Origin of the sequence: Kosakonia pseudosacchari (genome assembly GCF_900184035.1) — a bacterium.
Taxonomy (GTDB): Bacteria; Pseudomonadota; Gammaproteobacteria; order Enterobacterales; family Enterobacteriaceae; genus Kosakonia; species Kosakonia pseudosacchari.
Map to the genome: position 1 here is coordinate 157,768 of NZ_FXWP01000022.1, position 22,782 is coordinate 180,549.

Annotated in this window: 25 protein-coding genes; 10 read left to right on the forward strand and 15 right to left on the reverse strand. The window is 54.3% G+C overall.

All coding sequences use genetic code 11. From position 1 onward, the window contains the following. Window positions 1-8: 8 nt before the first annotated feature. A complete protein-coding gene (locus BN2591_RS17815; RefSeq protein ID WP_086873239.1) occupies window positions 9-1,406 on the reverse strand; it encodes an ABC transporter permease in 1,398 nt (465 codons plus the stop codon). Window positions 1,407-1,415: 9 nt separating this feature from the next. Continuing rightward, a complete protein-coding gene (locus tag BN2591_RS17820; protein WP_086873240.1) occupies window positions 1,416-2,099 on the reverse strand; it encodes an ABC transporter ATP-binding protein in 684 nt (227 codons plus the stop codon). A gap of 247 nt (window positions 2,100-2,346) precedes the next feature. On the opposite strand from BN2591_RS17820, the gene BN2591_RS17825 reads away from it, so the two are divergent. Both BN2591_RS17825 and BN2591_RS17830 read left to right on the forward strand, forming a co-directional pair. After that, complete coding sequence (locus BN2591_RS17825) at window positions 2,347-2,712, forward strand: VOC family protein (protein ID WP_086873273.1); 366 nt, start codon at window positions 2,347-2,349, stop codon at window positions 2,710-2,712. 51 nt (window positions 2,713-2,763) lie between these two features. Further along, complete coding sequence (locus BN2591_RS17830) at window positions 2,764-3,453, forward strand: helix-turn-helix transcriptional regulator (protein WP_086873241.1); 690 nt, start codon at window positions 2,764-2,766, stop codon at window positions 3,451-3,453. Between the two features lie 42 nt (window positions 3,454-3,495). On the opposite strand, the gene BN2591_RS17835 is transcribed toward BN2591_RS17830, so the two are convergent. Beyond that, entirely contained in the window at window positions 3,496-4,365 is an 870-nt protein-coding gene (locus BN2591_RS17835; protein ID WP_086873242.1) for a nucleoside-specific channel-forming protein Tsx, read from the reverse strand. Window positions 4,366-4,658: 293 nt separating this feature from the next. Beyond that, complete coding sequence (locus BN2591_RS17840) at window positions 4,659-5,201, reverse strand: SadB/YajI family lipoprotein (protein WP_086873243.1); 543 nt, start codon at window positions 5,199-5,201, stop codon at window positions 4,659-4,661. Between the two features lie 153 nt (window positions 5,202-5,354). Here BN2591_RS17840 and nrdR point away from each other — a divergent pair, with 153 nt between their 5' ends. The 6 genes from nrdR (at window position 5,355) to pgpA (ending at window position 9,455) form a co-directional block, all read left to right on the forward strand. After that, window positions 5,355-5,804, forward strand: a complete 450-nt coding sequence (gene nrdR, locus BN2591_RS17845; protein WP_017458860.1) for a transcriptional regulator NrdR — start codon at window positions 5,355-5,357, stop codon at window positions 5,802-5,804. A 2-nt stretch (window positions 5,805-5,806) separates the two neighbouring features. Then, the gene (gene ribD, locus BN2591_RS17850; protein WP_086873244.1) at window positions 5,807-6,910 is read left to right on the forward strand and encodes a bifunctional diaminohydroxyphosphoribosylaminopyrimidine deaminase/5-amino-6-(5-phosphoribosylamino)uracil reductase RibD; all 1,104 of its coding nucleotides are present in this window, start codon (window positions 5,807-5,809) and stop codon (window positions 6,908-6,910) included. Between the two features lie 89 nt (window positions 6,911-6,999). Continuing rightward, the gene (ribH, locus tag BN2591_RS17855) at window positions 7,000-7,470 is read left to right on the forward strand and encodes a 6,7-dimethyl-8-ribityllumazine synthase (RefSeq protein WP_086873245.1); all 471 of its coding nucleotides are present in this window, start codon (window positions 7,000-7,002) and stop codon (window positions 7,468-7,470) included. A gap of 19 nt (window positions 7,471-7,489) precedes the next feature. Further along, entirely contained in the window at window positions 7,490-7,909 is a 420-nt protein-coding gene (nusB, locus tag BN2591_RS17860) for a transcription antitermination factor NusB (RefSeq protein ID WP_017458863.1), read from the forward strand. A gap of 75 nt (window positions 7,910-7,984) precedes the next feature. After that, window positions 7,985-8,962, forward strand: coding sequence for a thiamine-phosphate kinase (gene thiL, locus BN2591_RS17865; protein WP_086873246.1), 978 nt, complete (start codon window positions 7,985-7,987; stop codon window positions 8,960-8,962). Continuing rightward, window positions 8,940-9,455 (forward strand): phosphatidylglycerophosphatase A, encoded by a 516-nt coding sequence (gene pgpA / locus BN2591_RS17870; RefSeq protein ID WP_086873247.1) that lies wholly within the window; start codon window positions 8,940-8,942, stop codon window positions 9,453-9,455. Before thiL ends, pgpA begins: the two co-directional genes overlap by 23 nt. Window positions 9,456-9,492: 37 nt before the next feature. Here pgpA and BN2591_RS17875 read toward each other — a convergent pair whose 3' ends face one another. The 4 genes from BN2591_RS17875 to xseB are packed head-to-tail and all read right to left on the reverse strand — an operon-like array spanning window position 9,493 to window position 13,556. Further along, the gene (locus BN2591_RS17875; protein ID WP_086873248.1) at window positions 9,493-10,467 is read right to left on the reverse strand and encodes an aldo/keto reductase; all 975 of its coding nucleotides are present in this window, start codon (window positions 10,465-10,467) and stop codon (window positions 9,493-9,495) included. Window positions 10,468-10,526: 59 nt separating this feature from the next. After that, window positions 10,527-12,389, reverse strand: a complete 1,863-nt coding sequence (dxs, locus tag BN2591_RS17880) for a 1-deoxy-D-xylulose-5-phosphate synthase (RefSeq protein ID WP_086873249.1) — start codon at window positions 12,387-12,389, stop codon at window positions 10,527-10,529. Window positions 12,390-12,413: 24 nt separating this feature from the next. Then, window positions 12,414-13,313, reverse strand: coding sequence for a (2E,6E)-farnesyl diphosphate synthase (gene ispA / locus BN2591_RS17885; protein ID WP_086873250.1), 900 nt, complete (start codon window positions 13,311-13,313; stop codon window positions 12,414-12,416). Next, window positions 13,314-13,556 (reverse strand): exodeoxyribonuclease VII small subunit, encoded by a 243-nt coding sequence (gene xseB / locus BN2591_RS17890; RefSeq protein WP_017458869.1) that lies wholly within the window; start codon window positions 13,554-13,556, stop codon window positions 13,314-13,316. 213 nt (window positions 13,557-13,769) lie between these two features. Between xseB and thiI the strand changes: the two genes are divergently transcribed. Beyond that, on the forward strand, window positions 13,770-15,218 hold the full coding sequence (gene thiI, locus BN2591_RS17895) for a tRNA uracil 4-sulfurtransferase ThiI (protein WP_086873274.1): 1,449 nt from the start codon (window positions 13,770-13,772) through the stop codon (window positions 15,216-15,218). 81 nt (window positions 15,219-15,299) lie between these two features. On the opposite strand, the gene yajL is transcribed toward thiI, so the two are convergent. Together yajL and panE are read right to left on the reverse strand one after the other, a co-directional pair. Then, complete coding sequence (gene yajL, locus BN2591_RS17900) at window positions 15,300-15,893, reverse strand: protein deglycase YajL (RefSeq protein ID WP_086873251.1); 594 nt, start codon at window positions 15,891-15,893, stop codon at window positions 15,300-15,302. After that, a complete protein-coding gene (gene panE, locus BN2591_RS17905) occupies window positions 15,856-16,767 on the reverse strand; it encodes a 2-dehydropantoate 2-reductase (protein ID WP_086873252.1) in 912 nt (303 codons plus the stop codon). The genes yajL and panE overlap by 38 nt, the downstream gene beginning before the upstream one ends. A gap of 139 nt (window positions 16,768-16,906) precedes the next feature. Here panE and BN2591_RS17910 point away from each other — a divergent pair, with 139 nt between their 5' ends. Continuing rightward, window positions 16,907-17,398: a YajQ family cyclic di-GMP-binding protein gene (locus tag BN2591_RS17910; RefSeq protein ID WP_020456765.1), complete on the forward strand. Its 492-nt coding sequence runs from the start codon at window positions 16,907-16,909 to the stop codon at window positions 17,396-17,398. A 41-nt stretch (window positions 17,399-17,439) separates the two neighbouring features. Here the strand turns inward: BN2591_RS17910 and BN2591_RS17915 are convergent, their stop codons facing one another. The 5 genes from BN2591_RS17915 to cyoB form a co-directional block, all read right to left on the reverse strand. Next, window positions 17,440-18,801: an MFS transporter gene (locus tag BN2591_RS17915; RefSeq protein WP_086873275.1), complete on the reverse strand. Its 1,362-nt coding sequence runs from the start codon at window positions 18,799-18,801 to the stop codon at window positions 17,440-17,442. Window positions 18,802-18,948: 147 nt separating this feature from the next. Then, window positions 18,949-19,836 (reverse strand): heme o synthase, encoded by an 888-nt coding sequence (gene cyoE / locus BN2591_RS17920; protein WP_017458875.1) that lies wholly within the window; start codon window positions 19,834-19,836, stop codon window positions 18,949-18,951. Window positions 19,837-19,848: 12 nt separating this feature from the next. Continuing rightward, window positions 19,849-20,175 carry a cytochrome o ubiquinol oxidase subunit IV gene (locus BN2591_RS17925; RefSeq protein ID WP_017458876.1) on the reverse strand — a complete coding sequence of 109 codons (327 nt, stop codon included), beginning with the start codon at window positions 20,173-20,175 and terminating at the stop codon, window positions 19,849-19,851. Next, on the reverse strand, window positions 20,175-20,789 hold the full coding sequence (locus tag BN2591_RS17930) for a cytochrome o ubiquinol oxidase subunit III (protein WP_086873253.1): 615 nt from the start codon (window positions 20,787-20,789) through the stop codon (window positions 20,175-20,177). The genes BN2591_RS17925 and BN2591_RS17930 overlap by 1 nt, the downstream gene beginning before the upstream one ends. Further along, window positions 20,779-22,770 (reverse strand): cytochrome o ubiquinol oxidase subunit I, encoded by a 1,992-nt coding sequence (gene cyoB / locus BN2591_RS17935; RefSeq protein WP_086873254.1) that lies wholly within the window; start codon window positions 22,768-22,770, stop codon window positions 20,779-20,781. Before cyoB ends, BN2591_RS17930 begins: the two co-directional genes overlap by 11 nt. Between the last annotated feature and the right edge of the window lie 12 nt (window positions 22,771-22,782).

The window sequence follows — 22,782 nt, forward strand, 5'->3', positions numbered from 1 at the left end:
GGCAGGGATCAGATATGGCGCAGCGCCTCGACGATAGAGACATTCGCCGCGCGTCGTGCAGGCCACCACGATGAGATCACGGTTATCAGCAACAACACGCCGACCACACTGCTCATCATTGCCCACTCGCCCCACACGCTGATGTGGATCCTGATTGGCACTGTCACTCCGGGAGGCTGCCAGGTAAGCCCGGCGTGATTAATCAGATAGGCCAGTAATAAAGAGACAATTACCCCGATAATTGAGCCAAATAGCCCCAGTAGCGAGCCTTCGCTGAGAAACAAGCGCTGGATATCACGCCGTTTCTGCCCGACAGCCCGCAGTGTGCCAATCTCCACCGTGCGCTCCATTACCGCCATTCCCATGGTGTTACTGACGGTGAATAGCGCGATGGCGAGGATAAGAACCAGCATGAAATTGAGTATGTTGCCGAACATTTTCAGTACCTGGTTATACAACGGCTGTAGCTCGGTGAAGTCGTATACTGCCAGGGGATAATCGGCGAGTTCGCTGGCAAAAAGCTGCTGGAGACGCGCTCGCGCTGCCGCCATTTGCGAGGTGCTGTGCAGTTGCAGAATGATAGCCGTCGCGCCTGGCGGCTCCTGACCAAATAGCAGTTGTTGCGCCTGGTGCAGATGGATGCCGACGAAGCTATCGTCTAGCTCGCGAGCGGGTTGCGGCTGAATGCCTTCTACTTTAACGCGCACAATATTCGGCGCGCCGTTACCGGATGCCGCCAGCAGTTCAATGTAATTGTCGCTATCCGCAGTGTGTGCCTGTCGCGCTTGCTGCGACAGTTGCAGAAGATCGTCTGGGAGATCGGCGGCGTGGTTCTCTTTTGCCGGAGGAGCACTGCAAGGCTGGCTTTTTGCGAGATCGCATAATTGCAGCAAACGCGCCAGACCGCCGCCAATAAATGCCGAATCTGCTGCGGCACCAGAATATATCTGGCGGTTTTGCAGGAAATCACCGAGGTGGTATTCGTCCCATTTGTTCAACTGTACTTTACCTGCGGCTTCACTGCCGTAAATCAGTGCCGGACGTGACGTACCGACCGCATAATGCCCGGCGATGCCCGTCAGCATGAGCACCGGTGTGCTGACGGTGAGCATTGGTTGCAGTACCGGATCGTGGGCAATGGTATCCATCACTTTCTGGTAATTGCGGATACTGTATTGCGCCGGGTTTCCCGTGCCGTGCAGTAAATAATCGCGATGCTGAATTTGCAGATGACCGGTGCTACGCACAAATGTCGTTTGCAAACTGTATTTGATCGAGTGGTTATAACCGCCAAACAACAGAATACCGACGGCACCAACCACAATTGCGCAGAGCGTTGATAAGGTACGGCGACGGTTGCGCAGCAGGTTGCGCAGCGCGTGTTTCAGCGTTTTTAGTCTCAGCATGTTCTCTCCTTATCGATCGCTCGCGCCGTTCACACTGCCATCGTGGACGACATACAGATCATCGGCCTCGGCAATCACCTGCGGATCGTGGGAAGAGAACACCACCGTAACGGCATGCTCCCGCTGTAAACGCCGTAACAGCTGTAAAATGGATTTGCCTGTTTTGCTGTCGAGGTTCGCCGTGGGTTCGTCGGCCACCACCAGCATTGGGCGGTGAATGAGCGCGCGGGCGATAGCGACGCGCTGACGCTGGCCGCCAGAGAGCTGGTTCGGTAATGAATCGGCTTTATCGCCAAGTCCGACGCTCTCAAGCATGTCGTTGACTGCCTGCTTGCGCCAGGCCGCCGTTCGACGCTGAGCGAGAAGCGGAATTTCAACGTTTTCGCGCGCGGTCAGCACCGGGATAAGATTGAAATTCTGGAAGATAAATCCAAGATTACGGGCGCGAAAAGCGCTGCACTGGTCGTCGTTGAGGCTGTTCATTTCGCGATCGGCAATCACCAGACGACCACTATCAGGAGTATCGATGCCGCCGATTAAATTCAGGAGTGTCGTTTTGCCACTGCCGGACTGACCGGATAATACGGTAAACCGCTTTGCCGCAATGTTGAGCGTCACCTCTTTTAATGCGTCAACACGAACCTGTCCTAATAAATAACTTTTACTGACGCCCTGCATTTCAACTGCCCACATTGTTCCCTGTTCCTTACCGTGAAATTCCTGTTTGTGTCGGCTACCCATTACGGCAGGGGGCGGATTCTATAGATATCATTTTGCTTTGAATATATAGCCTGCTCATTAATGGTTTGGTTAATTATGTTTTTCGGATAATTATCGCGGCAGAAGGGAAAATAGTAAGACGATCCCTACTGACAATATGCTGTCAGGAGCCTTCATGCAGACTCGCTGTGTTGATTTTTTTAACGCAGAGGAACAGAGCATGAACACATTAGTGAATTGGTTTGAATTGCCGGTACAGCAGTTGGATCGTGCGGTAGCGTTTTATGAGCATGTCTTAGGCGGCCAGTTTCGCCATGAGACCGTAGCCGGTATTGAGATGGCGGTTTTTCCGCATGTAAAACCCGCCACCGGCGGCGCGCTGGTAAAAGGGGCAATGTTCCAGCCGGCAAGCGGTGGTACAGTGGTTTACCTGGCGACGGCAAACCTTGCGGCTGCGCTGGAGCGCGTGCGTGAAAAGGGCGGTGAGTGTTGTTTTGGCCCGGAAGTATTGCCGCAGGGCATTGGTACTATCGCCCTGATTCTTGACAGTGAGGGTAACCGGGTTGGATTGCATCAACCTGCATGAACCATTGATGCCCGTGCTGAATGCACGGGCTTTTCTTCATCCGGATAAGTTATGAGCCGTCGTGCTGATCGATTGTTTCAGATAGTTCAGGTTTTGCGTACCCGACGTCGCGTGACGGCGGCGCTACTGGCTGAGCGGCTGGAGGTTTCTGAACGCACCATCTACCGTGACATTCGCGACTTGTCGCTCTCCGGCGTACCGATTCAGGGCGAAGCGGGCAGCGGTTACCGCTTATTGCCCGGTTTCGATTTGCCGCCGTTAATGTTTACGGGTCTTGAGGTTGAAGCATTGATCGCCGCTATCGGCATGTTGCAAACGTGGAGCGGCGATACGCTGGCACAAGCTGCCGGTTCGGCGCAGGAAAAACTGTTGGCAGTGCTGCCTTACGACAAACGCATTACCGCTGAACGCAACCGCATCGTTTCACCCAATTTTGATAAATACCCCCAGGTACGCGTCTGGTTTGATGTGATGCACCAGGCGATGCGGCTGCATCAGGAGCTGCATCTGCATTATAAAGACGACAAGGTAAAAGCCTCGGAGCGGGTGATCCATCCATTAGGGCTGTCGTTTATGGGCAGCGTGTGGGTATTGGTGTCGTGGTGTACGTTGCGCGATGACTATCGTTGTTTTCGTCTCGATCGCTGCACGTCGGTCGCTTTTACAGGCAAGACATTTACGGAACGCGCGGACAGATCAATGCAGGATTTTGTTAACCTGCAGAAAGCGCGCTGGCAATAAAAAAGCCGACCATCGGGTCGGCTTTTATGCGAGGCGGCGGGATTAGAAGTTGTAACCAACCACCAGGTAACCACCCCAACCGGTAGAACGTACATAGCTATCGCCCAGGGCTGCATCATCTTTGAACTGACCGCCATTGTGCCAGTAACGCGCAACCACAGAGTAGTGCCAGTGATCGTAGCCCAGCGAAAGAATATGGCTGGAAGCAATCGAGTTGTTGGTGCGGAACTGCTCGCCGTTAACATAGTAGCGGCTGTCGCCCAGTTTTGAACCCCAGTCAAAGTTGGTAAAGCCGATGTAGCTCAGCTGGCCGCCCCACAGGCTGGTGATTGGCACGAAATATTTAACTTTGAAGCGGTAGCCGTCCCATTCGTTCTGGTTTTCGGCACCGTAGTTCTGCCACTGGTATTTCGCATAGACGTTCAGGGAGAGGCTCATCGGCAAGCCGGTGTCGATGTCGGTACCCAGACCCATGTACCAGGTGCTCTGACGACCAGATTCGTTGCGACCCATGTCGTAGATGTAGTTGTTAGCGAAGTACCACTCTTTGAACGGACCGAAACTCAGATCGGTTCCCGTCAGTTTATCAATAGAGAAACGCGGCTCGATTTCCATAAACAGCGGCGAACCGTGGTTCCAGATCCCCTTCGCACCGGTGTTGCCACCGAAGAAGACCGGCGCATCCAGGTAGCCGTAGAAATCAAACCAATCTTTCTTGGCGAACGCTTCATATTCCAGATAAGTATCGTTACGCGGAACAGGTCCGAAACGGGTGTGATAGCTGCCCACCACGTTTACGCTCTGGTGCCACCAGTCGGAAACGTATTCAGGTTTGCTGTTATCCGCTGCGTTAGCAGTAAAAGAAGCGGAAAGCGCCAGAGCAGCACCGGCTGCGAGAATTGTTTTTTTCATCATTACGCCACTGATTGAGATCCCAGACGGGAGTGAAAGAAAGCACGCATGGAGTTTCTAAATGTTTCATATTTCTGCGCGCCTATTATAAGTATCCGCGTTCACAAAAATATGTGTTGTTTCACATTATTGACACACGCGTAATCGATTGCGTTCACGTTTGCGTGCAATAAACGACGGCGATTGTACTGGCATTTATCGATATTGCAAATTGGTGAATGTGATGAAGAGATGACAAAAAAGAAGAAAATGTATGACAGAAGGTAAGAAAGGGCGACAGCGTCGCCCTGATGTTACTGCAAATTGGCGGGCTGGATGTCGTGAATGCGGACAAAGCCTAACTGCTCTGGTGTGATGCCGTTAAGTTGCAACGGGATGTCCACGTCGCTCGGCGCCAGTGTGCTGGCCGGTGCGTTAATCAGCTGGTTTTGTACGTTCACTTCCTGGTAGTTCTCGGTAGTGCCCTGAATCTGGCCCCATTCAACGGTGCCGCTAAAAGCCGGTAACGGATCGTTGGATTCGCCCTGGATCCGCAACACGACGCGGGTTCCCGCCGCAGTCGGCGCGATATTTTGCAACGACATCCGCAGCATACCGATTTGGCTATTCAACCGGGCGGGCGTGTTGGCACCTGGCAGCAGGTAAACGCCGCCGCCGGATTTGGCATTCAGCGTATTCTGCTGGGTGATTTTCACCGTCTCTTTGTTCAGCTTGCTCATTTCATTATTGAGCGTGCTGACACTTTGATGAAGCTGGCGAACTTCGCTTTGCTGGGCGCAGGCACTGAGGGCAAAAAGGCTTCCCAGTAACAGGGTTCTTAGGTAACGTCTTGTCATTGTGTCTGTTTCCTTGGATAGGATCTTCTCTGTAATGGTAGATCGCAACGGCCTCGTTGCCATCGATCCATTGTCTCAAAAACGGTCTGCCTTTGTTGTCATGCCAGTTCAGGGTAAAATAGATTTCAGTTAACTCTAACGTCAGGACGCCGTATGCATTGCCCATTCTGTTTCGCCGTGGATACCAAAGTTATCGATTCTCGCCTGGTGGGTGAAGGTTCATCCGTTCGCCGTCGCCGGCAGTGCCTGGTCTGCAATGAGCGTTTCACCACGTTTGAAGTGGCGGAGCTTGTGATGCCGCGCGTCGTGAAAAGCAATGATGTGCGTGAACCGTTCAATGAAGAGAAGCTGCGTCGTGGCATGTTAAAGGCGCTCGAAAAGCGTCCGGTCAGCGCAGATGACGTAGAAATGGCGCTGAACCATATTAAATCGCAACTTCGCGCAACCGGTGAACGGGAAGTGCCGAGTAAGATGATTGGCAATTTGGTGATGGAGCAGCTGAAAAAGCTCGATAAAGTGGCCTATGTCCGCTTTGCCTCTGTCTACCGTAGCTTTGAAGATATTCGCGAATTTGGCGAAGAGATCGCACGTCTACAGGACTAATCATGCACGACGAAATGTACATGGCGCGGGCGCTGAAACTGGCGCAACGCGGGCGTTTTACGACTCACCCGAACCCGCGTGTCGGCTGCGTAATTGTCAACGATGGCGAAATTGTCGGCGAAGGTTTCCATTACCGTGCTGGCGAACCGCACGCGGAAGTGCATGCATTGCGCATGGCGGGCGAACGGGCTCGCGGCGCAACAGCGTACGTTACGCTCGAACCGTGCAGCCATCACGGGCGGACGCCGCCATGCTGTGAAGCGTTGATTAATGCTGGCGTCGCGCGCGTGGTCGCCGCGATGCAGGATCCTAATCCACAGGTTGCCGGGCGCGGTTTGTATCGCTTGCAGCAGGAAGGTATCGAAGTCAGCCACGGCTTAATGATGAGTGAGGCTGAAGCGTTAAATAAAGGCTTTCTCAAACGCATGCGCACCGGGTTCCCTTACGTGCAGCTTAAGCTCGGCGCGTCGCTTGATGGCCGTACCGCAATGGCCAGCGGCGAAAGCCAGTGGATCACCTCACCGCAGGCGCGACGTGATGTGCAACTGCTACGCGCGCAGAGCCACGCGATCCTGACCAGCAGTGAAACGGTGCTGGCGGACGATCCGGCACTGACCGTGCGTTGGACCGAGTTAAATGCGGATACGCAGGCTCTTTACCCGCAGGAAAATTTGCGTCAACCGGTACGCATTGTTGTCGACAGCCAGAACCGGGTGACACCTCAGCATCAGTTAGTTGGCCTGCCGGGAGAAACCTGGTTTGCCCGCACGCGCGCCGATGAGCGCCAGTGGCCTGAAAATGTGCGTGAAATTATCGTACCGGAACATAATGGCCATGCCGATCTGGTCACGCTGATGATGCTGCTCGGCAAACAGCAGATCAACAGTGTGTGGGTCGAAGCGGGCGCACACCTTGCCGGAGCATTGTTGCAGGCCGGCCTGGTGGATGAGCTGATTGTCTATCTGGCGCCTACACTGTTAGGCAGCGATGCGCGTGGTCTGTGTGTGCTGCCGGGATTATCCGCCCTTGCGGATGCTCCACACTTTAAATTCAATGAGATACGTCAGGTTGGCCCGGATGTCTGCCTGCATCTCACTCATGCGTGATGCCTGCTGTAAAAGGGAAGCAGCGCGTAAAATATTATGCTAAAATCCGCCCCCCTGCGGGGTCCGAACTGAACCTGTGAAGGAAGTGTATGAACATTATTGAAGCCAACGTTGCTGCTCCGGACGCTCGCGTCGCCATCACCATTGCCCGTTTCAACAACTTCATCAACGACAGCCTGCTGGAAGGCGCGATTGATGCGCTGAAACGCATCGGTCAGGTGAAAGATGACAACATCACCGTCGCGTGGGTGCCTGGCGCTTACGAACTGCCGCTGGCGGCAGGTGCGCTGGCAAAAACCGGTAAATATGACGCGGTGATTGCGCTTGGTACCGTGATCCGCGGTGGTACCGCGCACTTTGAATATGTTGCCGGTGGTGCAAGCAATGGCCTGGCGCATGTTGCGCAGGACAGCGAGATTCCGGTGGCTTTCGGCGTGCTGACCACTGAAAGTATTGAACAAGCCATCGAACGCGCTGGCACCAAAGCCGGTAACAAAGGTGCGGAAGCCGCACTGACCGCGCTTGAAATGATTAATGTATTGAAAGCCATCAAGGCCTGATTTTTGTAAGGGGAATTCCGTGAAACCTGCTGCTCGTCGCCGCGCCCGTGAGTGTGCCGTCCAGGCGCTTTACTCCTGGCAGTTGTCCCAGAACGACATCTCTGATGTTGAGTACCAGTTCCTGGCAGAGCAAGACGTTAAAGATGTTGACGTCCTGTACTTCCGTGAACTGTTGACCGGGGTGGCGACTAATAGCGCATATCTCGATGGCTTAATGAAGCCGTACCTGTCCCGCCTGCTTGAAGAGCTGGGTCAGGTCGAGAAAGCGGTATTGCGTATCGCGCTGTTCGAACTGTCCAAACGTGATGATGTGCCGTACAAAGTGGCGATCAACGAGGCTATCGAACTGGCAAAAACCTTTGGCGCTGAAGACAGCCACAAGTTTGTTAACGGCGTGCTGGATAAAGCCGCACCTGCGATCCGCCCCCACAAGAAGTGATCCGCAAGCCGGAGTCTGGCGCTGCACTTTGCGCGTCGGTTCCGGCTTTTTCTTTTTTCTACAGAGGCATAACGTATGGCATGCGGCGAATTTTCCCTGATTGCCCGTTATTTTGACCGCGTACGAAACTCCCGTCGCGATGTAGAAACTGGCATCGGCGACGACTGCGCACTACTCAATGTTGCCGAAAAACAGACGCTGGCGATAAGCGTCGATACGCTGGTGGCGGGCAACCATTTTCTGCCGGATATCGATCCGGCCGATCTGGCGTACAAAGCGATGGCGTCTAATCTCAGTGATTTGGCGGCAATGGGCGCCGATCCGGCATGGTTAACGCTTGCCTTAACGCTGCCCGAGGCGGATGAAGCCTGGCTGCAAGCCTTTAGCGATAGTCTGTTTGAGCAGCTAAACTACTACGATATGCAATTGATTGGCGGCGATACCACGCGCGGACCGCTGTCGATGACCATCGGCATTCATGGTTATGTTCCGGTGGGGCGGGCGATGAAACGTTCTGGCGCGAAGCCAGGAGACTGGATTTACGTCACCGGTACGCCAGGTGACAGCGCTGCCGGGCTGGCGATTTTGCAACAGCGTTTAGCCGTTAACGATAGCGCTGATGCGCAGTATTTGCTCAAGCGCCACCTGCGTCCAACGCCGCGCGTATTGCAGGGGCAGGCGCTGCGTAATCTCGCAAGTTCGGCGATTGATCTCTCCGATGGCCTGATTTCTGACCTGGCGCATGTGCTGAAAGCCAGCAGTTGCGGCGCACGTATCGATCTGGATGCGTTGCCGTTTTCCGATGCCATGATCCGCCATGTCATGCCGGATCAAGCTCTGCGCTGGGCGCTATCCGGCGGCGAAGATTACGAATTGTGCTTTACCGTGCCGGAGCTGAACCGCGGTGCGCTGGATGTCGCGATTGGTCAGTTGGGCGCGCCTTTTACCTGTATCGGGCAGATCAGTGCGGATATTGAAGGGCTGCATTTCACCCGCGACGGCAAAGCCGTGACGCTTGACTGGAAAGGATATGACCACTTTGCGGCGCACTAAAGATGTGGCGAAAAGCCGTCTTAATTTACGCAACCCCTGGCATTTGCTGGCTACTGGCTTTGGTAGCGGTTTAAGCCCAATCGTGCCGGGAACAATGGGCTCGCTGGCGTCGATTCCTTTCTGGTGGGCAATGACCTTTTTGCCCTGGCAGCTCTACTCGCTGCTGGTGATGTTGGGTATTTCGCTTGGCGTTTACCTTTGCCACCAGACGGCAAAAGACATGGGCGTGCACGATCACGGCAGTATTGTCTGGGATGAGTTCATCGGCATGTGGATAACGCTGATGGCGCTGCCAACCACGGACTGGCAGTGGGTCGCTGTGGGGTTTGTGCTGTTCCGTATTCTGGATATGTGGAAGCCGTGGCCGATCCGCTGGTTTGATCGCAACGTGCATGGCGGAATGGGGATCATGGTCGATGATATCGTCGCCGGGATCATCGCCGCCGGGCTGCTCTATCTGATTGGCCATCACTGGCCGCTCGGGCTTATCTGACGTTTCCCTCTCCCGGTGGGAGAGGGCGTTTCCTGCTTTATTTAAAGCCGACCACCGGATGTGGTTTATACGGTGTTTCGAGCTCGGCAATCTGCTCCGGTTTCAGCGTGAGATCTACCGCGCCCAGCAAGTCGTCCAGTTGCTCTTCACGCGATGTACCAATAATAGGCGCTGCAACACCAGGTTTACTTAGCAGCCACGCCAGCGCGACCTGCGCGCGCGATGCGCCAATCTCTTCTGCCACACCCGCCAGTCGTTCGGCGATCTGCGCGTCGTTGTCATCCGTTTCGCTGTACAGCGTTTTGCCGAATTCATCCGACACCAGACGCGCAGTGGTTTCACCCCACGGACGCGTTAAACGCCCGCGCGCCAGCGGGCTCCACGGAATAATCGCCACGCCCTCTTTGTAGCACAGTGGCAGCATTTCGCGCTCTTCTTCGCGGTAGATTAGATTGTAGTGATCCTGCATGGTGACAAAGCGTGCCCAGCCGTTTTGCTCCTGCAATGCCAGCGCCTGCGCAAACTGGCGGGCATGCATGGAAGAGGCGCCGATATAGCGTGCTTTACCGGCTTTCACCACCTCGTTCAGCGCTTCCAGTGTCTCTTCAATAGGCGTGGTGTAATCCCAGCGGTGAATTTGCAGTAAATCGACATAATCCATGCCGAGACGCCGCAGGCTGTCGTCAATAGAGCGCAAAATTTGCGCGCGTGACAGGCCTTCGGGCAGATCGCCAACCTGGTGATACACTTTAGTCGCCACCACCACTTCATCGCGGCGGGCGAAATCACGCAGCGCCCGGCCAACAATCTCTTCACTGCTGCCGTCCGAGTAGCTGTTTGCGGTATCGAAAAAGTTGATCCCACCTTCCAGTGCGCGTTTGATGATGGGGCGGCTGCTCTCTTCAGGCAAGGTCCAGGCGTGTTTACCGCGATCCGGCTCGCCAAACGTCATGCAGCCCAGACAAAGGCGGGAAACCTTCAGGTCTGTTTTTCCTAATGTGTTGTATTGCATGGTTCCACTCCTGCTTGTCAAAACGTTCGTTTAAGCATAGCAGGAGCGGAGGGGGAGGGTCAGGCAAGCCAGTTTCTGATGCGGGATTCAATACCGGCGGCGTCGAGACCCAGCTCAGCGCGGGCTTCATCCTGCGTGCCTTGCGGGATAAAGAAATCCGGCAACCCAAGATTTAACACCGGTACCGGTTTGCGGTTAGCCATCAGCACTTCGTTCACGCCGCTACCTGCGCCACCGATAATGGCGTTTTCTTCCAGCGTGACCAGCGATTCATGGCGCGCGGCGGTTTCCAGAATCAGCGCCTCATCCAGCGGTTTGGCAAAACGCATATCGATTAGCGTGGCGTTCAGCGCTTCGGCGGCTTTTTCCGCCTCCGGCAACAGCGTACCAAAATTAAGGATCGCCACTTTTTCGCCATGGCGTTTCACCACACCTTTGCCGATGGGCATTTTTTCCAGCGGTTGCAGCGGTACACCAACTGCATTCCCGCGAGGGTAGCGCACCGCGCTTGGGCCATCTGCGTAGTGATAGCCGGTAAACAGCATCTGGCGACATTCATTCTCGTCGCTCGGTGTCATCACCACCATTCCAGGGATGCAGCGCAGATAAGAGATATCAAACGCGCCCTGGTGGGTTTGACCGTCAGCGCCGACAATACCTGCGCGGTCGATAGCGAACAGCACCGGCAGTTTCTGGATCGCCACATCATGGATAACCTGATCGTAGGCGCGTTGCAGGAAGGTGGAATAAATCGCCACCACTGGCTTGTAGCCGCCAATCGCCAGACCTGCGGCAAACGTCACTGCGTGTTGTTCGGCAATCGCCACATCAAAGTATTGATCGGGATATTTGCGCGAAAACTCGACCATGCCGGAACCTTCACGCATCGCTGGCGTGATTGCCATCAGCTTGCTGTCTTTCGCGGCGGTTTCGCACAACCAGTCGCCGAAAATCTTCGAATAGCTCGGCATGCCACCGCTGCTTTTTGGCAGCGTTCCGCTGGTCGGATCGAATTTCGGTACGGCGTGGAAGGTGATCGGATCTTTTTCGGCCGGTTCATAACCGCGCCCTTTTTTGGTCATGATATGCAGGAACTGCGGACCTTTCAGATCGCGCATATTCCGCAGCGTCTGCACCAAACCCAGTACATCGTGACCGTCGACCGGGCCGATATAGTTAAAGCCCAGCTCTTCAAACAGCGTGCCCGGCACCACCATACCTTTGATGTGCTCTTCGGTACGCTTAATCAGCTCTTTAATGGGCGGGACGCCGGAAAGCACTTTTTTGCCGCCTTCGCGCAGCGTGGAGTAGAGCTTGCCGGAGAGCAGCTGCGCCAGGTGATTATTCAGCGCGCCGACATTCTCAGAAATCGACATTTCGTTGTCGTTTAACACCACTAGCATATCCGGGCGGATATCACCGGCGTGGTTCATGGCTTCAAATGCCATGCCTGCGGTGATCGCGCCATCGCCAATCACACAGACGGTGCGGCGCTGTTTGCCCTCTTTCGCCGCCGCGACGGCCACGCCAATACCGGCGCTAATGGACGTCGATGAATGGCCAACGCTCAGCACGTCGTATTCGCTTTCGCCGCGCCACGGGAAGGGGTGCAACCCGTTTTTCTGGCGGATGGTGCCGATTTTGTCACGACGTCCGGTCAGAATTTTATGCGGATACGCCTGGTGGCCTACGTCCCAGATCAACTGATCAAACGGTGTGTTGTAGACGTAATGTAGCGCGACGGTCAATTCAACCGTGCCAAGCCCGGAGGCGAAGTGCCCGCTGGAGCGGCTCACGCTGTCGAGAAGGTAGCGGCGCAGTTCGTCGCATAGCTTCGGCAGGCTCTCTTTCGGCAACAGGCGCAACTCTTGCGTGGTATCAACCAGCGCCAGCGTCGGGTATTTGGCTATATCAAAACTCATCAGAGACTCATCGTGGTGTTTTCGTTATTTATCACGCTGGATTATGTAATTCGCCAGTGCTTCCAGTGCCGTCGTATCCAGCGACTGTACCGCTAGCAAGCCTAAAGCTTGCCGGGCGTCGTCAATCAGATCGCGGGCTTTTGTCCGGGCTTGCTCAAGGCCCAATAGTGCGGGATAGGTACTTTTCCCCAGTTGCTGGTCAGCGCCCTGGCGTTTGCCAAGCGTCGCAGTATCGCCGACAACATCCAGAATGTCATCCTGAACCTGGAACGCCAGACCAATGCATTCGGCATAGCGATCGAGCAACGGCAGGGCTTCGCGGCCCTTATCACCTGCGCTTAGCGCGCCCATGCGGACCGCTGCGCGAATCAGCGCGCCGGTTTTATGGCGATGGATCTGCTCCAGTTCAGCCAGCGAAACACGCTTGCCTTCAGCTGCTAAATCCAGCGCCTGGCCGCCGCACATTCCGGCAACGCCACTGGCGTGAGCCAGTTCCGAAACCATCGCCAGCCGGTCACGCGCATCGACTTCTGTCATTGGCGCATCCGCGAGAATGGAGAAAGCCAGGGTTTGTAACGCATCACCCGCGAGGATGGCGCTGGCTTCACCAAACTTAATATGGCATGTCGGTAAACCCCGACGGAGATCATCATCATCCATGGCGGGCAGATCATCGTGGATCAGCGAGTAAGCGTGAATGCACTCCACCGCCGCTGCGGGCGCATCCAGCGTTTGCTGGCTAACGCCGAACATGTTGCCCGTGGCATAAACCAAAAAAGGGCGCAGACGTTTACCGCCTAATAATGCGCCATAGGAAATGGCCTCAACCAGAGGAGTGTTCTGAAAGGGCAGTGGCGCGATAAATCGGCGCAGCGCTTCATTGGCCTGAGCGACACAGGCCTGTAACTGTTGATCGAAATCCATTTATTCAGCGTCCGGAGCAAAAGGCGTAAGGGGAGCCTCTTGTGAATCAGAGAGCAGGATCTGCACGCGTTGTTCCGCTTGCTGGAGTTTCACCTGTCCCTGGCGCGCCAGCTGCACGCCGCGTTCGAATTCATTGAGCGCCTCTTCAAGTGGCAGATCGCCGCTTTCAAGACGAGTGACAATCTGTTCCAGTTCGCTTAGCGCTGTTTCAAAACTGGCCGGTGCGTCGTTTTTCTTTGGCATAGTGAATGTCTGACTCTTCTAGTGTTCTGGCTCAACGTAGCTATGGTAGCGAAGTCACGGCGCTTAGCAAATAACGCGCAATAGTAATGCAATATGCGCAGCTTTATTGCGATGGTGGTATACTTCCGCGCCTGGATGCAGCCGCGGGTATGGGGCTGCTGTATTATTTTCCATTACAGGCCCAGCCGGGCTTGCCAACGAACCATTGCCGCCATGAAGTTTATCATTAAATTGTTCCCGGAAATCACCATCAAAAGCCAATCTGTGCGTTTGCGCTTTATTAAAATTTTGACCGGGAACATTCGTAACGTTCTGAAGCACTACGACGAGACTCTCGCCGTTGTCCGCCACTGGGATCATATCGAAGTGCGCGCCAAAGATGAAAATCAGCGGCTGACTATCCGTGATGCGCTGACCCGTATTCCGGGCATCCACCATATTCTTGAAGTGGAAGATGTTCCTTTCACTTCGCTGCACGACATTTTTGAGAAAGCGCTGGTGCAGTACCGCGAGCAGATCGAAGGTAAAACCTTCTGCGTACGCGTAAAACGTCGCGGCAAGCATGAGTTTAGCTCGATTGAAGTTGAACGTTATGTTGGCGGTGGTCTGAACCAGCATGTCGAATCTGCGCGCGTCAAACTGACTCACCCGGATGTGACGGTAAATCTGGAGATCGAAGACGATCGCCTGCTGTTAGTGAAAGGCCGCTATGAAGGTATCGGCGGCTTTCCGATCGGCACCCAGGAAGATGTGCTGTCGCTCATCTCCGGTGGTTTCGACTCCGGCGTTTCCAGCTATATGCTGATGCGTCGCGGTTGCCGCGTACACTACTGCTTCTTTAACCTCGGCGGCGCAGCGCATGAAATTGGTGTTCGCCAGGTGGCACACTACCTGTGGAACCGTTTTGGTAGCTCTCACCGCGTACGGTTTGTGGCGATCAACTTTGAGCCAGTGGTCGGTGAAATCCTCGAAAAAGTGGATGACGGCCAGATGGGCGTGGTGTTGAAACGCATGATGGTGCGCGCCGCGTCAAAAGTGGCTGAACGCTACGGCGTACAGGCGCTGGTGACCGGTGAAGCACTTGGCCAGGTTTCCAGCCAGACGCTGACCAACCTGCGTTTAATCGACAACGTTTCTGACACGCTGATTTTGCGCCCGCTTATCTCTTACGATAAAGAGCACATCATCGACCTGGCGCGTGAAATCGGTACTGAAGATTTCGCCCGTACCATGCCGGAATATTGCGGAGTGATCTCGAAAAGCCCAACCGTTAAAGCGGTGAAGGCGAAAATCGAAGCGGAAGAGGAGCATTTCGACTTCTCCATCCTCGATAAAGTGGTTGCTGAAGCGAGCAATATCGATATCCGGGAAATCGCCCAGCAGACGCAGGAAACGGTGGTCGAAGTTGAAACGGTTAAAGGTTTTGGCCCGAACGATGTGATCCTGGATATCCGTTCGATTGATGAACAGGATGACAAACCGCTGAAGCTGGAAGGGATCGACGTGGTTTCGCTGCCGTTCTATAAACTGAGCACCAAATTTGGCGACCTCGATCAGAACAAAACCTGGTTGTTGTGGTGCGAACGCGGTGTGATGAGCCGCCTGCAGGCGCTCTATCTGCGCGAGCAGGGTTTTACCAATGTGAAGGTTTACCGCCCTTAAAACAGAACCGGAGGACTTGCGTCTCTCCGGCTGCGCTTCAAGCTGAAAGCCCGGTACGCGAAAGCGCCGCCGGGCTTTTTTTTAGGCTTCGTAGTAGTTATAAATGCCGGCCGCCATCACCAGTTGTGAGGCCACTTCGTGTGCTTTTTCGCGCCCCACCAGCAAATCAATAATCTTCAGCCCAAAATCGATGGCGGTACCCGGCCCCTGGCTGGTGAGCAGATTGACGCGCGGATCCCACACGACACGTTTATCCTGCCACTGTTCGGCGGGAATCGTCTCTTTCAGGCCTGGAAAACCGGTCATATTACCCAGCGGGAAAATCGCATGCGGCACCAGCACGGTGCCCGCTGCCGCACAGATTGCCGCAACAATACGGCCCGAAAGATGAAACTGGCGCACCGTTTCCACCAGTAACGGACTATCGCGAAAATACTCTGCCCCTTTCAGACCGCCAGGCAGCACAATCACGTCGTAATCGCCATCGGCTACTTCTACTAACGGCGCATCTGCCAGCAGTTTTACGCCGCGTGAACAGGTGATGACCAGGTTGCCATCGCTGGCGACGCTGGCGGTAGTAACGGCAATACCGCCACGTACCAGCAGATCGATAGTGGTGACCGCTTCGGTTTCTTCACTACCAGGGGCGAGACATATCAGAGCCGATGCGCTCATACTCACTCTCCTTACGTTTAATCATTTCATACAGACGGGCGTTTTCTGGCACCGCGATGCCGTGCGCACGGGCGCGTCTGAGCAGGTAACCCGTAATATAATCGCACTCGGTATGGCGCAAAGCGCGTACGTCCTGCAGCATAGATGAAATATTTTCTGCAGTATTTTCAATAATCTGATTCACATAGCTCAACAAATCATCGGCAGAAATATGGTGGCCTTCGCGTTCAATCACTGCGGCAACCTCATGAGTGACCTTTTGGATCTCCGCCGGGAAAGCACGCAGATCGCCATTTTTACAATCATGCAGCGCAGTTAACGGGTTGATGACGCAGTTCACCGCCAGCTTGCGCCACAGCGCCGGACGGATCGTGTTATGCCAGGCAACGTCCGGCAGCACATCTTGCAGAATATCGGCCAGATAGCTGAACTCGCCATCCTGCTGCCGCGCCGGACCAATGTGTGTGGTGCCGCTGGCAACGTGTACGATAACGTTGCCATCACGGCGCGCCGCATGAGTAGTGGTGCCGATCAGTAACGGATTCGCCAGTGCTTTCAACTCTTCGACAGTGCCCATGCCGTTGTGAAGCAGCAACACGGGAGTTGAAGGCGAAAGTGTGGCTGCCAGCCCTTTCACCGCATCGGAAACTTGCCACGCTTTTAACGTCACCAGCAATAAATCGCTACGCGCCAGGAATTCAGGATCGTTGGCCGTCAGGGATTCGTTAAATATTGAGCCGTCTTCATCAACGACATTCACACTGCAAAAAGGCTGTGGAACGCGTAACCAACCCTGTACCTCATGTCCCTTTTTACATAACGCGGTTAACCACAATTGCCCTAAAGCACCGCATCCGAGTACGGTAATTCTCATTTATCCTCCTCACCTGCAACGTCGCCAGGTGTTGCTTTCACCATTATAGCGCTGTCGGCTAAGCTTCCCGTATTACAAGTTGAGTTATGCCTCGTTGCGGGTATTATGCAACGCAACAAATGCAGAGGGAGAAGAAAAGATGCCATCTTTCGATATCGTTTCCGAAGTTGAAATGCGAGAAGTGCAAAACGGCGTTGAGAATGCGACCCGTGAAGTAGGGACTCGTTTTGATTTTCGCAACGTTGAAGCCACGTTTGAACTGAACGAAGAGAAACAGACCATTAAGGTTTTGAGCGAATCCGATTTCCAGGTAAATCAGTTGCTGGATATTTTGCGTGCTAAATTGCTGAAACGCGGCATTGAAGGGGCGTCGCTGGACGTGCCGGAAGAGTTTGTTCACAGCGGCAAGACCTGGTTCGTTGAAGCAAAACTGAAACAGGGTATTGATGCGGCGACGGCGAAGAAAATCATTAAGCTGATTAAAGACAGCAAGCTAAAAGTGCAGGCGCAGATTCAGGGCGAAGAGATTCGTGTGACCGGGAAATCCCGTGATGATTTGCAGTCCGTGATGGCGCTGGTGCGCGGCGGTAATCTTGGTCAGCCTTTCCAGTTTAAGAACTTCCGCGATTAAGGTGCGTGCTCTCTCCCCGGCGGAGAGAGCGTGTCGTAGATTTAACCCGCTATGGCTTGTTCAACTTCAAAGCGGTTAGTGATCTTACTGTCAATCTTGACGTAAGCGCTGCGCTCTTCGGCAACCACCAGCACTTCACTCACACCCGCTGTTGCCAGTAAACGCTGCTGCAGCGCGTCATTGATGGTGACATTTTCCGGGATCGCGATGCGTAAGCTGCTGACATAGGGCGGTTCCTGCATGGTGCCCGCGACAAGCAGCCAGACCATCGCCAGCAAGGCGCCGGCAAGAAATACCGTTTGGGAATCAAACATACCGTCTACCCAGCCGCCAAGCGCGCCGCCAATCGCCACGCCGATAAACTGGCTGGTGGAGTAAATTCCCATCGCCGTGCCTTTATAACCCGCTGGCGCTTCTTTGCTGATTAACGAGGGTAATAACGCCTCCATCAGGTTAAAGGCGAGGAAAAAGATCTGTACACCAATAACGATTTCCCAGAAATGTGGCCCCGCGCCCCACAACACGATCTCCGCAATCAACAGCAGCGCCACGCAGAACACGAAAACGCGCTTCATACGGCGCTTCACTTCAGCGTAAATAATAAACGGCACCACAGAAACGAAAGAGATAAGCATGGTGACAAGGTATATTTTCCAGTGATCCGGTGCGAGAAAACCGGCGGCTTCAAGTTGCCCGGGCAGGGCAACGAACGTCGACATCAGCAGGATATGCAGGCACATAATGCCAAAGTTGAGCTTTAGCAGCTTCGGGTTGACCATCACCATCTGGAAACAGTCTTTCACCATACCGGATTCACGGTTACGCACATGTTGCTGACTGTCTGGCACGACCCACACGGTTAACATAATGCCGATGGTTGCCAGCCCGGCAATCATCCAGAACAACGCATGCAAGCCCAACTGATGCGTAATAATTGGGCCGATCACCATGGCGATAGCGAAAGTGACGCCAAAACTGACACCGATAAAGGCCATCGCTTTGGTGCGGTTCTGTTCGCGGGTGAGATCGGAAAGCAGCGCCATGACGGCGGCGGCGATAGCGCCGGAGCCTTGTAATGCGCGGCCAAGAATAATGCCCCAGATAGAGTCGGAAAGGGCGGCAATAATGCTACCGGCGACAAAAATCGCTAACCCGCCAACGATAAGCGGCTTGCGGCCGATGCGGTCAGAAAGCAAGCCAAAGGGGATTTGAAACACGGCCTGCGCGAGGCCATAAATACCAATCGCCAGACCGATGAGTGCTTCACTGGCACCCTGCAGCGCCATACCGTAAGTGGTCAGAACGGGCAGGACCATAAACATGCCGAGCATGCGCAGTGAGAATACAGTCCCTAAACCCCAGGTGGCGCGCAACTCGCCTGGCGTCATTTTATAATCGTTCATTACCACCTCAATTTGAAAACCGGACATAGTGTAGTGCGGGGGCAGGGCGGGGTAAATAACAGCTTAATTAACAAATATTACCTGTAAAGCGGGGTGTTCAGGCATGAAAAAAGGGTGCCGTAGCACCCTTTAGAATGGCGGTTTGGATCACCAGACGTAGGTCAACAGATTATGGGAATCCGGCACCATAAAATCGACCGACATCATCACGCTCAGTGAGGTGATAGCGACAATGGAGAAGACGAACAGTTTGCGCGCCCACACCTTGTCATCCTCAACTTTATAACCACGCAACGCCATGCCTAACCACCAGAGGCTTACCGCCGCGGCAACGACCAGGTATTTGTAACCGGCGTAGCCGCCAAGCGACAGCATCAGGGTGGCGATAGCGAACGCCAGGATGTACAGCGTGATATGGTTTTTCGCCACGGAAATGCCTTTCACCACCGGCAGTACCGGGATGTTCGCTGCCTGATAATCCTTAAAGCGGAAAATCGCGATGGCATACGAGTGAGGCATCTGCCACAGACTGAAAATCGCCAGCAGGATCGCCGCGCCGCTGTCAAACTCGTTGGTGACGGCGCAGTAGCCAATCACCGGCGGCGCAGCGCCGGAGAGTGAGCCGATCAGCGTACCGTAAACGGAGTGGCGTTTCATATACAGGCTGTAAACGCCTACATATACCACGAACCCCATTACCCCAAGCCAGCAGGCCAGCGGGTTGGCGCCAAACCACAGCAGCATGAAGCCAGCAATACCCAGCAAGGCGGCGTAAACCAGCGAGACTTTTGGCGAGATCAGCCCTCTGACCAGCACCCTGTTTTTCGTCCGTTCCATCTTTTTATCGATGTCACGATCGATGTAGTTGTTAAAAACACAACCAGAGGCGACCACCAGCGACACACCAATCAGCGTGTAGATGAACAGGGGATAATCGATGTGGCCTTTCGAGGCCAGCAGGAATCCCCCGATCACGGAGATCAAGTTGCCAAAAATAATGCCCGGTTTCGTGACTTGCAGGTATTGCTTAAACATACTTCGCCGCTCTTATCGAACCATCATGTTGTAGTTGAGGTTCCACATAATCCAGATGGAACCTACCACCACGATCGCGATGATCAGCACAGTAAAGACGAAAGCCGTCATGTTCCAGCCCTCATCAGACTTGGTGTTCATGTGCAGGAAGCACACCAGATGCACCAGAATCTGTACTACTGCGGTCACCAGCACGGTGCCGAGGATCGCCACGTGGGACGCAGTACCGCTCATCACCATCCAGAACGGGATCACCGTCAGGATGATCGACAGGATAAAACCTGTCATGTAGGTTTTTACGCTACCGTGGGAAGCGCCATGATCGGTTGAATGACTCATTACATCGCCCCCATCAGATAAACGACTGAGAATACACAAATCCATACCACGTCCAGGAAGTGCCAGAACAGGCTCAGGCACAAGATACGTGTACGGTTTGTACTGGTCAGGCCGCGACGGGAAATCTGGAACATGAGCACTGCCATCCAGATTAGACCCGAGGTTACGTGCAGACCGTGGGTGCCAACCAGCGCGAAGAACGCTGACAGGAAGCCGCTGCGATCCGGACCCATACCTTCAACAATCAGATGATGGAATTCATAGAGTTCCATCCCGATGAAGCCTGCGCCGAACAGCCAGGTCAACGCCAGCCAGGAAACGACCTGGCTTTTGTTGTTCTTATACATGGCGATCGCCGCCATGCCATAGGTAATGGAGCTGAACAGCAGCAGGGCGGTTTCCACCAGAACGAACGGCAGTTCGAAAATGTCTTTACCCGACGGACCACCCGCCGTGTTATTGACTAACACGGCATAGGTCGCGAACAGGATCGAGAACAGAATGCAGTCGCTCATCAGGTAGATCCAGAAACCGAAGACTTTCATCGGTCCTGTATCATGGTGCCCATGTTCGTGCGCGTGGGCGTTCGCAGTCGTCAGAGTATCAGTTGCCATTTTTCAGCCCTGCCTTTTTGATCTCATCGAAATGCTGATTTTCCAGTTTTTCGACTTCTGCAACCGGTACGTAGTAATCCACGTCCTCGTCAAAGCTCTTCACAATCCAGCTAATTACGATGCCGGCGAAACCGACGATCGCCATCCACCAGATGTGCCAGATCATGGCAAAGCCAAACACCGTTGCGAAAGCGGCAATAACAATGCCCGCACCGCTGTTTTTCGGCATATGAATTTCTTCATAATGTGCAGGTTGCTTGTACGCTTCGCCTTTTTCTTTCATTTCCCAGAAGGCATCACGTTCATGAACGTGCGGCACTTCAGCGAAGTTGTAGAACGGCGGCGGAGAAGAGGTCGCCCACTCCAGCGTACGGCCGCCCCACGGGTCACCGGTCAGGTCACGGTTGAGGTGACGGTCGCGGATGGAGACATAGTACTGAATCAGCTGGCACAGAATACCGCAGGCAATCAGCGCAGCACCGCAAGCGGCAACCACCAGCATGGTGTGGAACTGCGGATCGATCTGCTGGCTCAGACGACGGGTCATGCCCATAAAGCCCAGTACATACAGCGGCATAAATGCTACGAAGAAGCCGATAATCCAGAACCAGAACGCGCGTTTACCCCAGGTTTCATTCAGGGTGAAGCCAAACGCTTTCGGCCACCAGTAAGTGATACCCGCAAAGCAACCAAATACCACACCGCCGATGATGACGTTATGGAAGTGAGCAATCAGGAACAGGCTGTTGTGCAGCACAAAGTCCGCGCCCGGTACCGCCAGCAATACGCCGGTCATACCGCCCACAGAGAAGGTCACGATAAAGCCGATGGTCCACATCATCGCTGAATGGAACACGATACGGCCCTGGTACATGGTGAACAGCCAGTTGAAGATCTTCACCCCGGTCGGGATGGCGATAATCATGGTGGCGATACCGAAGAAGGCGTTAACGTTCGCGCCCGCACCCATGGTGAAGAAGTGGTGCAGCCAAACGATGAACGACAGTACGGTAATACACACGGTCGCCCAAACCAGCGAGGTGTAACCGAACAGACGTTTACGCGAGAAGGTCGCGGCGACTTCCGAGAACACACCGAACACCGGCAGAACCAGGATGTACACTTCCGGATGGCCCCAGGCCCAGATCAGGTTGATGTACATCATCATGTTGCCGCCCATTTCATTGGTGAAGAAATGGGTACCCAGATAGCGGTCCAGGGTCAGCAGCGCGACGGTGACCGTCAGGATCGGGAACGAGGCGATAATCAGCACGTTGGCGCACAGCGATGCCCAGGTAAATACCGGCATCTTGAACATCGTCATGCCCGGCGCACGCATCTTCAGAATGGTAACGAAGAAGTTGATACCGGTCAGCGTCGTACCGATACCGGAGAGCTGAAGTGCCCAGATCCAGTAGTCAACCCCGACACCAGGACTGTATTCAATTCCCGATAGCGGCGGATAAGCCAGCCAGCCAGTCTGCGCGAATTCACCCACGCCCAGAGACAGGTTAACCAGGATCACACCGACAACCGTGAACCAGAAGCTCAGGTTGTTCAGGAACGGGAACGCCACGTCGCGAGCGCCGATCTGAAGTGGGATAACCACGTTCATCAGACCGATAACCAGCGGCATTGCTACGAAGAAGATCATGATCACGCCGTGGGCGGTGAAGATCTGATCGTAGTGGTGCGGCGGCAGGAAGCCTGCTTCACCCGCCGAGGCGAGTGCTTGCTGGCTGCGCATCATGATGGCGTCAGCAAAGCCACGAATCAGCATCACGATACCGACGATGCAGTACATGATACCGAGTTTTTTATGGTCAACCGAAGTCAGCCACTCTTTCCACAAGTAGTTCCACTTACCGAAGTAAGTAATCAGGGCCACTAATGCCAGGCCACCGATGATAATGGCAGCCACCGTAACCATAATAATGGGTTCATGGTAGGGGACTGCATCCAGTGTCAATTTTCCGAACATCGTTTTCTTCCT